Below are 12,836 nucleotides of genomic sequence, written 5' to 3' on the forward strand. Positions count from 1 at the left end.
AATGCGCGAAATCTGTTGCTTTGTTCTAACGCAACGGCCGCCCGTAAGTCCAGACTTATCCGCGGCGACTTGGGGGTCAGCGGGCCTCGCGGGCGGGCGGCGCCTTGAGGAGCCGCCGCCGCGCGGCGTCCGTCAGCGGCCGGTACGCGCCCGCCTTGTCCCGGTAGAAGGCGCGCCCGTCGCCCGCCGCCGGGACGCCCTCGTCCCGCAGCGGCGCCGTCCGCAGCCGCCGTCCCGCCGTGACGGGCACCTCGTCCACGATCCGCACGATCGCGGGCCGCAGCCCCGGCTCGACCCGCAGCAGCGCCTCCGACAGGTCCACCGGCTTGACGGCCTCCTCCGCGGCGGACCCCGTGGAGGTCCGCAGGCTCACGGCGGCCGCGGCCAGTTCCGTGTCGCCCACGGGGATCCCGTAGACGGCCACGGCGTCGACGTAGGGCAGGTCGCCGAGCGCGTCCCGGATCGGGCCGGGCGGGACGATGCCGTCGGCCGTGCGGATCAGCTCGGTCTCCCGCCCGGCGAGCCAGAAGTCGCCGCCGTCGTCCCGCCGGAACAGGTCCCCGGTGATCGTCCAGGCGTCCTCGGGCCGGAACACCCCCCGCACGGGGCGGGCCGCCGACCCGATCGCCGACAGCCGCACCCGGGCGAGCAGCATGCCGATCTCGCCGGGCTCGCACGCGACGGCGAACCCGTCCGGTCCCTCGGCGAGCCGCCCGCTCTCCAGGTCGTAGCGGGCCAGGCGCACCTCGGCGCTGCCCGGCAGCGGCCTCCCGAGCGACCCGGGCTTCTTGCCGCTCAGGTTGACCAGCACCGACTCGCCCTCGGTGGAGGCGTAGAACTCCAGGACCCGCGCGGGCGCGAACCGCTTCTCGACCCGCCGCCACAGGTTGCGCGGCATGCCCGATCCGATGAACAGCCGGACGGCGTGGTGCCGCTCGGCCGGGTTCGGCGGCGCGTCGACGAGCTCGCGCAGCAGCGTCCAGGTGTAGGAGGCGACGGTCACGCCGTAGCGGCGCGCCTCGTCCCAGAACGTCTCCGGGTCGTACTCCCTGTGGGGGGACGACCCCCCACTCCCCCCGGGTTGCAGTCGGGCGCTGGCCAGCGCCAGCCGCGCCCCACCCGCCACCGCTCCCCCGAGGCTCATCAGCAGCGCGGACGGATGCTGGAGCGGCGTGAGGCTGTAGACGGTGTCGGACGAGGACAACGACGCCGAGGACGCCGTCCCGAACGCCGAGAGGGCCCACCGCCGGTTGGTGATGCGGCTGGCGCGCAGCTGGTCGCCGTCGCCGCGGAAGACCACGAACGCCAGGTCCCCCGCCCGGCCCGGGTTGGGGCGGTACCAGCCGGGCAGCTCGACCCGGTCCGGGTCGATGGCCTCCATGTCCGTCAGCGGACCGCGCTCGCCGCGTCCCGCGCCGCCCAGCAGGAAGCCGGGCACGTCCAGCTTCGCGGCGGCCGCGGCGTGCTCGGGGTCGGCGATGACCCGCGTGACCTGGCCGAGCCGGGCCTCGGCGGCCGGGTCGCCGTCGGAGCGCAGCAGCACCGCGACGGCGCCGAGCCGGTTGAGCGCGGCGACGAGCGCGAGCGCGGTCGGGCGGGTGCCCATCAGCACCCCGACCGCGTCGCCGCGCCGCACCCCGATGTGGATCAGGCCGCGGACGACCGCGTCGACGCGGCGCCTGGCGGCGTCGTGGGTGTGGCCGCGCCCCTGGTACAGGAAGAAGACCTCGTCCGGCATGCGCCGGGCCTGCTCGTCCAGCAGCAGCCCCATGGACATGCGGGTGTCGGACTGGATGCGCTCCAGCCGGGCCAGGCGCGGCAGGTTCTGCGCGGCCTCCCCGCCGATCTGGCGGGTGCCGTGCACGGCCCGCGAGGCGGTCCGGTACGCCGACCGGGCGGCGCTCGCCCCGATGCCCATGGCGAGCTGGAGCCCGTACCCGGCGGGGCCGCCCGGCAGCCCGGCGGACGCGGCCTCCTCGTCGCCGGCGACGGGCACGACGATCTCGGGCAGCTCCTCGTCGCCGTCCCGCCAGCGCGCCCACGCCGCGACGGCCGGCCACGTCCGCGCGATGGCGAGGCCGCCGACGACGAGCCCGAAGTGCCCGGCGCGCAGGGACGCCTCGTAGACCTGGGCGCGCGGCGCGGCCCGCCGGATCCCGCGCACCATCGGCGGCGCCGCGATCTCGTCCACCTCACCGAGGAACGTCAGGACGGGGCAGGTGATGTCGGCGAGCGTGACGAGCCGGTCGCCGATGAGGAACCCGCCGGTCAGCATGCGGTTGTGCTGGATGAACTGGCGGATGAACTCCGCCAGAGCCGGGCCGGGCCACGACACCCAGCCCTCCCGCTCCAGGAACCGGCGCTGGCGCTCCCGGGGCGCGAGCCGCTCCCGGTCGTGCAGCTGCAGGATGAAGTCGACCCGCGAGCGCACCGACTTCACGGGGCTGAGGAGCTGGAACCCGAGCCGCGTGACCCATCCCGGCACCGCGAACCCGCCGAGCAGGGCGTCGGGGATGCGCTCGACCCCTTCGGACGCGAGCCAGCTCGGCAGCCCGAACGGCAGCCCGACGCTGGTGTCGGCGGGGCTGCCGAACGTCACCACGGACTCGATGCCCTCGCTGCGCCGGTACGCGGCGGCCTGGTAGACGAACATGCCGCCCTGCGAGTACCCGGCGAGGTGGACGTCCCGCCCGGTGGCCTCCCGGATCCGGTCCACCGCGTCGCTGACGGCGAGCACGTGGTCGCTGACCGTCCGCTCCAGCCCGCCCGGCTCGCGCTCGGGCGCCCCGAAGTCCACCACCCACGGGTCGACGCCGCGGTCGCGCAGCACCCGCACCGCGCTGACCCGCGAGGAGATGTCGTACACCTCCGCTGTGATCATCAGCGGCGGGACGAGCAGCACGACCGGCCCGCCGCCCGCGTCGGGGAAGTAGTGCCGCAGCCGGTAGACGCGCTGCTCGGTCACCACGTCGCACGGCGAGGCGTCCTCGTCGGTGTCGAACCCCCCGAAGCGCGCGACCTCCAGCGCGTTCTGGGCGGTGGAGCCAAGGCGGGAACCCACCTTCAGGAGCGGAGCGATACGGGGGGTGAGGGGGGTCGCCCCCCCTCGAACTGCACGGAGCAGCGTCTTGGCAACAGGCGGCATCATGGCCCTCTCACAGAGTCAACGCCATGTTGTCCTGTTATCACCTGCTTAAGCAATCACGAGGTGATCCGCGCGCCTTCCAGGCGGCCGCCCTGCAGCCGCTCCCACATGTACCTGCGGCGGGGCTTGCCGCTGGAGGTGCGCTGGATCAGCCCGGCGCCGACGACGATCGTCAGCTCCACGTCGTCTCCGAGCCGCCTGCGCAGCATCTCGCGGACCCCGCCGATCCAGGCCTCGTCCTGCGTCTCGGCGAACAGCGCGAGCCCCTTGCGCCCGGCGCCGGGGACGCCGACCACGACGATGCGGCCCTTCCCGAGCCCGCTCACCTCAGCGATCTTGGATTCGAGGTCCTCGACGTAGACCGAGCGCCCGCGGACCTTGATGCTGTCGCCCATCCGCCCGAGGACGAACAGCTGCCCCTCGTGGAAGAACCCTGCGTCGCCGGTGTGGACCCTGCCGTCCATGAAGCGGGTCGACTTGGCCTCGGCGCCCGCGAAGTACCCCGGGCACGCCGACGGGCCGCCCACGACGATCTCGCCGAGGAGCCCGCTCTCGAGCTCGCGGCCCTCGTCGTCGACGACGGTGACGGGGACGTCGTCCTCGGGCGTCCCGCACCCGACGACCCAGCCGGCCTTGGCGCCGAGGGACTCGGCTCCGAGCCGGTGCTGCTCCAGGATCCGGACGGGCCGGCCGAACGCCAGCGCCTCCGGGTCGGGCCGGATCGCCAGGGGGTTGCGCGGGGCGTCGTCCATGGTGACGAGCAGGGTCGTCTCGGCCATCCCGTAGGCGGGCTTGAACATCGTCCGGGAGAACCCGAACGGCTCGACGAGCTGCGCGAACACCTCCAGCGTGTGCGGGTCGATGGGCTCGGCGCCGATCAGCGCCATCTTCCAGCCCGACAGGTCGAGGCCCTCCAGCTGCTCGGGCTTGACCCGCCGCGCGCAGTAGGCGTAGGCGAACGGGGGCGCCGCCGTGTGCGCCGCCTCCGCGAAGCACCGCAGCCACCGTGCCGGGTCGCGGATGAAGTGGTCGGGCCGCATCAGCTTCAGCGTCCCCTGCCGCGCGATGGGCGTGAGGAAGCAGCCGATCAGCCCCATGTCGTGGTAGAGCGGCAGCCAGGAGGCCACCACGTCCCCGTCCTCGTACCCGGCCATCCGCGCGATGAGGTCGCTGTTGGCCTCCAGGTTCTCCCAGGTGACCATGACGCCCCGGGGGGACCCGCTGGACCCGGACGTGAACTGGAGCAGGGCGAGCTCGCCCGCGGGCCGGACCTCGGCCTCCTCGTCGGCCTGCCGGGGCCGCCAGGGCTCGCCGTCCAGCCCGGCGCCGGCCATGGCCCGCCGCGCGTAGTCGGCCAGCCCGTCGGAGGCGACGACCAGCGCCGGCGACGCCTGCCGCAGGATCGCCGCCACGTGCGCGACGTAGTCGTCCCCGTCCTGGAACAGCGGCGGAGTGATCAGGCACACCGCGGCCCCCGCGGCCCAGACCGCGAAGTACGTCTCGACGCAGGTGAAGTCGGTCGGCAGGATCAGGCACACGACGTCGCCCGGCCGGACGCCCTCCTCGACCAGCGCTCCCGCGGTGCGCCGCGCGGCCGACGCCAGCTCACCGTAGTCGCGGAAGTCCCAGCCGCCGTCGTCGGCCGCCAGGTGGACGCCGCGTCCGGTGTTCGGCTTGTCCAGCCAGTCGCGCAGCGCAGATGGCATCGTGTCCCCTTCACAGGAAAGGCTCGCGCCCGTACATGACTCGCGGGTAACTTCACCAGGGCGGCGCGACCCCGTCAACTGGTGCGATCAGCCAAAGAGACCGCCCGGTCATTGGAGGCGTCCCACAACCCCGGTCACCGGGGGGCGGACACCGTCCGGGCCGACACCACCCGGGCCACGAGCCGCCACCCGAGCAGGGCCGCGCCCAGGAACACGGAAGCCACGATCACGAACGCGAGGGCGGTCCCCTGCCCGGCCAGGGCCCGCAGCACCATCCCGACGGCCACGGTCGAGACCCAGACACCGACCCCGACGGGCCAGACCCCTTCAGGCCGCTGCCAGGCCCGGAGCAGCCCCCACCCGGCGCCGAGCCCCGCGAGGAACGGCCAGGCGGTGGAAAGGAACCCGCCCAGACTGGCGGCCTCCTCGTGCGATGCCCGCCCGATGGCGACAAAGACGAGCACGCACAGGACGTCGACGACCCCACCCATGACCTTCCGCACCCCTCAAGGCTATGCGCCCCGCACCTCAGGTCATGTCGACCTTCGGCGACGGCGACGTCGCCGCGCGCTCGGCGACGCGGGCGTCCGGCTCACCGGAGGACCGGCCGGGAAACGCCAGCGCCGCGACGCCGCCCGCCAGTGTCAGGCCGGCCGACACGAAGACGGCGGCGCGCAGGCCGTCGGCGGTGCCGGCACCGGACGCCGCGACCCCGACCAGCACGGCCAGGCCGACGCCCACACCGATCTGCATGGCGGTGTTGGCCATGCCGCCGGCGATGCCCTGCTCCCGCGCGTCCACGCCGGTGGCGGCGGCGGCGAACTGGGTGGGGTAGATCATGCCCATGCCCAGGCCGTACACGGCGATCCCGGCGAGGACGGTGAGGTACGAGCCGTCCTCCACCATCCCGGCCGCCAGGAGGGCGCTGCCTCCGGATCCGAGCAGGAGCGCGGTGACGAGGGTGCCGCGGACGCCGACGCGCAGCGTCAGGCGCCCGGCGGCGAAGTTCCCCAGGGCGATCACCGCGGACAGGCCGAGGAACGCCAGCCCCGCCCGCAGCGCGGTGTAGGCCAGCACGTCCTGGAAGTACAGGGTGAGGAAGTACACGACGTTCTGCATGGTCGCCCCGAACACGAAGATGACGACGAGGGCGGGGGCCAGGTGACGGTCGCGCAGGAGGCGCAGCGGCATCAGCGGGCTGCGGCTGCGCGCCTCGACACCGAGGAAGGCGGCCAGCAGGGCCGGCGCGAGCGCGGCCCGGACGGCGAACTCCGGTGAGGTCCACCCCGCGTCGGGGACCTCGGCGATGGAGTACACGAGGAGCGTGGCGCCCGCCGTGCCGGTCACCACGCCGGGCAGGTCGTACCCGCGGCCGCGGTCGGCGGGCCCGTCCGGGGGCAGCAGCCGGAACGCGGCGGCGGCCGCGGCGGCCACCAGCGGCACGTTCACGAGGAACACCGCCTCCCACCCGAACACGTGGGTCAGCACGCCGCCGAGCAGCGCTCCGGCGCTGAGTCCCCCGGCGCCGGCCATGGCCCACACCCCGAGCGCCCCGACCCGTTCGCGTCCCTCCGCGAACATGGTGTTGACCTGCGCCAGGGTGGAGGGGAACACGATCGCGGCGCCCACTCCCTGGACCGCGCGGGCCGCGACCAGCGCGGCGACGCCGCGACCGCCCGCAAGGCGCACCTGGAGGCTCTGTCCGTCTCACGCCGCACAGGCGACCCGAGGGCGGCGGCGCTGGCGCTGGAGGGACTGGCCGCCGCCCACACGCTGACGGGCGAACACCACCGGGCCGCACGGCTGCTGGGCGCGGCCTCCGCCGTCCGGGAAGGGACAGGCGCCCCGCTACCCCAGTCAGCCGACACCGACGTGGCCCGCACGATGGCGACCCTGCGAAACGCGTTGGGCGAGAAGCCCCTGACCGCGGAACTCCAGCAAGGCCGCAGCACCACCCCCGATGACCAGCCCTTCACAGAGACCTGAGCCAGAGGGAACCGAGCCGAATTCGCTGGCCGCAACCCGAGAAGGGGGTCTAGGAGCGAAGCCCCAGGGGTGGGCGGGTGGGGGATGGCGGAGGCACAGGGGGCTCCGGGGGATCGTCCCCCGGGCAACGCGAAGGGTCCCCCTGGGAAGCCGCAAAGCGGCGACCAGGAGGACCCTAGGACCAGTAGCGGGGGCAGGATTTGAACCTGCGACCTCTGGGTTATGAGCCCAGCGAGCTACCGAACTGCTCCACCCCGCGGCGATGTCTTAACTCTATGGGGTGGGGGTGGGTTAGGCAAACCGGTTGGGGTGGGGGGCCTGGAGGGCGGCGGTGAGCATGGCGGTGAGGTCGGCGGTGAAGGTGTCGTGGTCTGGGGTGGGCGGGGGTGTTCCGGGCGGGTGGGTGCGGGTGGCGCGGTCGGCGAGGGCGGCGGTGAGGAAGGCGATGAAGAGGGAGACGCGTTCGAGGGCGAGGGGTTCGGGGAGGGTGGCGCGGCAGGCGGTTTCGAGGAGGTGGAGTTGGCGCTGGAGGGCGGTGTCGTGGAGGAGGGGCGGGGGGCGGTGGTCGCGGATTCCGGCGCGTCCGGCGAGTTGGGCGGTGATGCGGAGGAAGTCGCGGCCGTGGGGGGTGCGGAGTTCGTCGGCGGTGGGGCGGACGATGGCGTGGACGACGCCGTGGGGGTCTTCGGGGCGGAGTGCGGGGAGGGTGGCGGCGCGGGCGGGTTCCATGCGGGTGACGCCGGCGCGGAGGATGGCGCGGAGAAGGCCGTCGCGGGTGCCGAAGTGGTAGGTGACGGCGGAGTCGTTGGCCTGTCCGGCGAGGGCGACGATGTCGCGGGTGCGGGTGGCGTCGATGCCGTGGGCGGCGAAGAGGTGGGCGCCGGCGCGGATGAGGGCGTCGCGGGTGGCTCTTGCGTCCTTCGGCACGCCGGTGATACTAACAGGAGGCGTTAATAACGGTGCCTGTTAGTACCGGAGGCCGGCCATGGCGGACGTCTACGATCCCTTCGATCCCGGCTTCCAGGCCGATCCCTACGAGGCGTACCGACGGCTCCGGGACGAGGAGCCGGTGCACCGCCACGGGGAGCCGCCGTTCTGGGCGCTGTCGCGGTTCGAGGACGTCTGGGCGGCGACGCGGGACGCGGAGGCGTTCTCGTCGGCGCAGGGCCTCACGTTCCACCCGGACGAGATCGGCACGCTGGGCCTGGCCCCGACGATCGTGATGCTGGACCCGCCGCGGCACACGGTGCTGCGGCGCCTGATCAGCCATGGCTTCACGCCGCGGCGGACGGCGGCGCTCGAAGACCTCCTGCGCGGGTTCGTCCGCTCCCGGATCGCGGCGATGGAGCGCAGGGCCGCCGACGGCGAGGCTCCCGACCTGCACCGGGACTTCTCCTCTCCGCTGCCGACGTTCGCGCTGGCGCACCTGCTCGGCGTTCCGGAGGCCGACCGCGCGCGGTTCGATCCCTGGGTGTCGGCCCTCACGACGCTGCAGGACGAGGGGTTCGGCCTCCGCTCGATGCGGGGCGGGGCGGCGGACGCGGTGGCGGAGATGTTCGGCTACTTCGGCGACGTGATCGCCGCGCGCCGCGCCGACCCGTCCGACGACCTGGTCAGCGCGCTGACGGCGGCCGAGGTGGAGGGGGAGCGCCTCACCGACTGGGACGTCCTCGGGTTCTGCTTCGTCATGGTGGCGGGCGGCAACGACACGACCGGGAACCTGGTCTCCCACGGCGTGGCGCTGCTGGACGGCGACCACCGGCAGCGCGAGCGGCTGGCGGCCGACCCGTCACTGATCCCGAACGCCCTGATGGAGTTCCTGCGCCTGGAGAGCTCCGTCCAGGCGCTGGCCCGGACGACCACCCGCCCCGTCTCCCTGCACGGGACGTGGATCCCGGAGGGCGAGAAGGTGATGATGCTGTTCGGGTCGGCGAACCGGGACGAGCGCGAGTTCGGCCCGTCCGCGAGCGAACTGGACGTCACCCGTGAGATCCCGCGCCACCTGGGCTTCTCCAGCGGCGTGCACTTCTGCATCGGGTCGCACCTGGCGAAGCTCCAGGCGCGCGTCGCGCTGGAGGAGCTTCTCCAGGCCCACCCCCACGTCGGAGTGGACCTGGAGAACGCCGAGCGCATCCGGTCGCCCTTCACCCGCGGTTGGGTCTCGCTCCCAGCCACGGGCATCGCGGCGCGACGGGCGCGGCCGTGAGGGCGACTTCGGCCTGGATCGTTCAGAGGGGGACGAAGACCCCGTCCTCCTGGCAGGCCGAGACCGTCGCGGCGCCGATGTCGTAGTACCAGACGTGCATGCGCAGGCGTCCGGCGCGCAGGTTCTTGACCACCGCCGGGTAGCGCCGCAGCTTGTCCGCCTGGGCGAGCAGATGCTGGTGGCCGGGATCCGCGTCGAGGGCCTGCAGACGGCGCCAGTGGTGGGTCTGCAGCAGCCACAGCCACATCGTCGGCGCCGTGCGCGGGGCCTGCGAGCGGGTCCGCGCCTGGACGGCGCCGCACTGGGTGTGGCCGCACAGGATCATGTCGGTGACGCGCAGGACGTTGACGGCGTACTCCACCGTGGCGGCCTCGGCGGTGAGCCGCCCGATCCGGTGGGGCGGGATGACGTTGCCGGCGGTGCGCAGTTCGAACAGTTCTCCGGGCCGGGCGCCGGTCAGCTCGGTCGGGACGAGCCGGGCGTCGGAGCAGGCGATGAACATCGCCCGCGGGGCCGGGGCCGGCACGTCGCCGGTCCGGTGGCCGCCCTTGCGCTGCGGGGCGAGGCGGGCATGGTCGATGAGGGGTTGCATGGGAGCAGATCCTTCGCTTCCGAAGAGGAACCGGACGGGAGTCGGCTGCGGGCACGCGGACCTCGCACGCGTTTCGGCCGCGTGCGGGCCCACGTGGGCGTCCGGTATTAGCAGCGCAGGATCTGCGATCGGTTGCGGGACGGCGCTGCCGGGCCCCCGGCCGCCGGGGGCCGGACGGCGCGGGCGGCCGGGCGTCTGGCCACGACCGTCGCGGTGGGAGCCGCCCCGCTGGGCGGGAAGTGCGCGGCGCCTCCGAAGTAGGAGCCGTGGTCGGCCTCGCAGTGCGAGACGGGGGGCTCGGACAGCCCTTCCGCGCTGTGAGGGAGGGACGGCGTGCAGGACACCGAGGCGTACGAGCGGTCGGTTTCGGCGATGTAGGCCGCGCTGCCGTGATGGCCGCTGGAGTGGCTCACCCCGTGCAGCAGCAGCACCAGGGGGATCGCCGCCAGCACCCATGCGCGGATCGCCCACGCACGCTGCCGGTTCGCCCTGGTCGCACGCTTTCCCACATCCCGGAGATTACCCATAGTGATGATCGGATACTAGCTGTGACGAGTGAGGGGACCCTGCCCTCGTCGCGACGGCCGCGGGCCCGCACCCCGGAGGGAGCGGGCCCGCGGCCGCGCTCAGAGCCGGAGAGGCGTCTAGCCCATGTGCGGGTACCGGTAGTCGGTCGGCGGGACGAACGTCTCCTTGATCGAGCGGGGGGACGTCCAGCGCAGCAGGTTGAACACCGAGCCGGCCTTGTCGTTGGTGCCGGACGCACGGGCGCCGCCGAACGGCTGCTGCCCGACGACGGCGCCGGTGGGCTTGTCGTTGACGTAGAAGTTGCCGGCCGCGTACCGGAGCACCTCGGCGGTGTGCGCCGCCGCGGCCCGGTCGTTCGCGATCACGGCGCCGGTCAGGGCGTAGTCGGCGACCGACTCCATCTGGGCGAGCATCTCGTCGTACCTCTCGTCCTCGTACACGTGGACGCCGAGGACCGGTCCGAAGTACTCGGTCCGGAAGATCTCGTTCTCGGGGTCGCCGGACACGAGCACGGTGGGCCGCACGAAGTACCCGACGGAGTCGTCGCAGGTCCCGCCGGCGACGATCTCGACGTCCGGGTCGGCCTGGGCGCGCTCGACGGCGGCCTTGTTCTTGGCGAAGGCCCGCTCGTCGATCACGGCGCCCATGAAGTTGGACAGGTCGGCGACGTCGCCCATGGTGAGCCCGTCGACCTCGGCGGCCAGCGCCTCCTTGAACCCGCCGTCCCAGATGGAGCGGGGGACGTAGGCGCGGGACGCGGCGGAGCACTTCTGGCCCTGGTACTCGAAGGCGCCGCGGACCAGCGCCGTCTTCAGCACGGCGGGGTCGGCGGACGGGTGCGCGACGACGAAGTCCTTGCCGCCGGTCTCGCCGACCACCCGCGGGTAGCTCCGGTACTTCTCGATGTTGGCGCCGACCGTCTTCCACAGGTGCTGGAACGTCGCGGTGGAGCCGGTGAAGTGGATCCCGGCGAGGTCGGGGTGCTGGAGCGCCACGTCCGACACGGCGAGCCCGTCACCGGTCACCAGGTTGATGACGCCCGGCGGGAGCCCGGCCTCCTCCAGGAGCCTCATGAGGAGCACGGCGGAGTACGTCTGCGTGGGCGACGGCTTCCACACGACGACGTTGCCCATGAGGGCGGGCGCGGTCGGCAGGTTCGCGGCGATCGCGGTGAAGTTGAACGGGGTGATCGCGTAGACGAACCCCTCCAGCGGCCGGTGGTCCGACCGGTTCCACACGCCGGGGCCGCTGATCGGCTGCTCGGCGAGGATCCGCCGGGCGAAGTGCACGTTGAAGCGCCAGAAGTCGACGAGCTCGCAGGGGCTGTCGATCTCCGCCTGCTGGACGGTCTTGGACTGCCCGAGCATCGTCGCGGCCAGCAGCGTCTCCCGCCACGGCCCGGCGAGCAGGTCGGCGGCCCGCAGGAAGATCGCGGCCCGGTCGTCGAAGGCCATCGACCGCCACGCGGGCGCGGCCTCCAGCGCCGCCGCGACGGCGTCCCGCGCGTCCTCCTCGGTGGCGGTGCCGAACGTGCCGAGCACGGACGCGTGCCGGTGCGGCTGGACGACGGCGACCTTGGCGCCCGCCCCGAGGCGCCGCTCGCCGCCGATCGTCATGGGCAGGTCGATCGGGGACTCGGCGGTCAGCTCGGCGAGCTTGGCCTCCAGCCGGGCCCGCTCGGCGCTGCCCGGCGCATAGCCGCGCACCGGCTCGTTCGCCGGCGTCGGGACGTTGGTGACGGCGTCCATGGAAACTCCTTAGCGGGAGACGAACGAACGGAGGAAGAAGGCGAGGTTGGCGGGCCGCTCGGCGAGCCGCCGCATGAAGTAGCCGTACCAGTCGGCCCCGTAGGGGACGTAGACGCGCATCTGGTGGGCCTGGGCGAGCCGCCGCTGCTCGGCGGCGCGGATCCCGTAGAGCATCTGGAACTCGTAGGAGGCGGGCGAGCGCTCGGCGGCCAGGGACAGCGCGATCTCGATGATCCGCGGGTCGTGGCTGGCGACCATCGGGTAGCCGTCGCCCCCCATGAGCCGCCGCAGCGCCCGGACGTACGCGCGGTCCACCTCGCGCCTGCCCTGGAACGCGACCGACGCGGGCTCGGCGTAGGCGCCCTTGACCAGCCGCACCCGCGACCCCTCGCCCACGAGGTCCCGCAGGTCGGCCTCGGTGCGCCGCAGCATCGCCTGGACGGCGACCCCCGCCCACGGGAAGTCGACCCGCAGCTTCCCGAGGACCTCCAGCGTGGAGTCCACGGTCGTGTGGTCCTCCATGTCGAGGGTGACGGTCATGCCGACCCGGCCGGCCGCGGCGCAGATCTCCCGCGCGTGGTCGAGCGCGAGGTCGCCGGGCAGCGCCTGCCCGAGCGCGGACAGCTTCACCGAGGCGTCGGAGCCGCCGGCGAGCCCCTGCTCCTCGAACGCCTCGAACAGCCGCAGGTAGGCGTCCCGGGTGGCCCGCGCCTGGGCGGGCTCGCGGGTGTCCTCCCCCAGGTGGTCGAGGGTGACGTCCAGCCCGCCGTCCCGCAGTTCCCGGACGGCCTCAAGCGCGGCGTCGAGATCGTCCCCGGCGACGAACCGGTCGACGACTCCCCTGGTCAGGGGCACGGAGGTGATGACATCGCGCATCCGTCCGCTGCGCGCGGCGGCGAGGAGAAGCGGGCTGAGCATGGAACCC

At 73.7% G+C, this 12,836-nt stretch carries 10 protein-coding genes and 1 tRNA gene; 1 reads left to right on the plus strand and 10 read right to left on the minus strand.

What is annotated here, in order from left to right; translation table 11 throughout:
* Positions 1-76: 76 nt before the first annotated feature.
* The 6 genes from ACQEU6_RS19355 to ACQEU6_RS19380 all read right to left on the minus strand — a co-directional run bounded on the left by ACQEU6_RS19355 (position 77) and on the right by ACQEU6_RS19380 (position 7,764).
* A complete protein-coding gene (locus tag ACQEU6_RS19355; protein ID WP_499333752.1) occupies positions 77-3,061 on the minus strand; it encodes an AMP-binding protein in 2,985 nt (994 codons plus the stop codon).
* A 140-nt stretch (positions 3,062-3,201) separates the two neighbouring features.
* Positions 3,202-4,851, minus strand: coding sequence for an AMP-binding protein (locus tag ACQEU6_RS19360; protein WP_499333754.1), 1,650 nt, complete (start codon positions 4,849-4,851; stop codon positions 3,202-3,204).
* A gap of 134 nt (positions 4,852-4,985) precedes the next feature.
* Positions 4,986-5,354, minus strand: a complete 369-nt coding sequence (locus ACQEU6_RS19365) for a DUF3054 domain-containing protein (RefSeq protein WP_499333755.1) — start codon at positions 5,352-5,354, stop codon at positions 4,986-4,988.
* A gap of 25 nt (positions 5,355-5,379) precedes the next feature.
* Positions 5,380-6,540 (minus strand): MFS transporter, encoded by a 1,161-nt coding sequence (locus ACQEU6_RS19370; RefSeq protein WP_499333757.1) that lies wholly within the window; start codon positions 6,538-6,540, stop codon positions 5,380-5,382.
* 482 nt (positions 6,541-7,022) lie between these two features.
* A tRNA-Met gene (locus tag ACQEU6_RS19375) sits at positions 7,023-7,096 on the minus strand.
* A gap of 32 nt (positions 7,097-7,128) precedes the next feature.
* Positions 7,129-7,764 (minus strand): TetR/AcrR family transcriptional regulator, encoded by a 636-nt coding sequence (locus ACQEU6_RS19380; RefSeq protein WP_499333758.1) that lies wholly within the window; start codon positions 7,762-7,764, stop codon positions 7,129-7,131.
* A gap of 58 nt (positions 7,765-7,822) precedes the next feature.
* On the opposite strand from ACQEU6_RS19380, the gene ACQEU6_RS19385 reads away from it, so the two are divergent.
* On the plus strand, positions 7,823-9,043 hold the full coding sequence (locus ACQEU6_RS19385; RefSeq protein ID WP_499333760.1) for a cytochrome P450: 1,221 nt from the start codon (positions 7,823-7,825) through the stop codon (positions 9,041-9,043).
* A gap of 22 nt (positions 9,044-9,065) precedes the next feature.
* Here ACQEU6_RS19385 and ACQEU6_RS19390 read toward each other — a convergent pair whose 3' ends face one another.
* From ACQEU6_RS19390 to ACQEU6_RS19405, 4 genes are all read right to left on the minus strand, one after another.
* Entirely contained in the window at positions 9,066-9,635 is a 570-nt protein-coding gene (locus ACQEU6_RS19390; RefSeq protein WP_499333762.1) for a carbonic anhydrase, read from the minus strand.
* 107 nt (positions 9,636-9,742) lie between these two features.
* On the minus strand, positions 9,743-10,144 hold the full coding sequence (locus ACQEU6_RS19395) for a hypothetical protein (protein ID WP_499333763.1): 402 nt from the start codon (positions 10,142-10,144) through the stop codon (positions 9,743-9,745).
* A gap of 135 nt (positions 10,145-10,279) precedes the next feature.
* Positions 10,280-11,911, minus strand: a complete 1,632-nt coding sequence (pruA, locus tag ACQEU6_RS19400) for an L-glutamate gamma-semialdehyde dehydrogenase (protein WP_499333764.1) — start codon at positions 11,909-11,911, stop codon at positions 10,280-10,282.
* Positions 11,912-11,920: 9 nt separating this feature from the next.
* Complete coding sequence (locus ACQEU6_RS19405) at positions 11,921-12,829, minus strand: proline dehydrogenase family protein (RefSeq protein WP_499333765.1); 909 nt, start codon at positions 12,827-12,829, stop codon at positions 11,921-11,923.
* Between the last annotated feature and the right edge of the window lie 7 nt (positions 12,830-12,836).

It is taken from the genome of Spirillospora sp. CA-108201, from assembly GCF_050936235.1.
Taxonomy (GTDB): Bacteria; Actinomycetota; Actinomycetes; order Streptosporangiales; family Streptosporangiaceae; genus Spirillospora.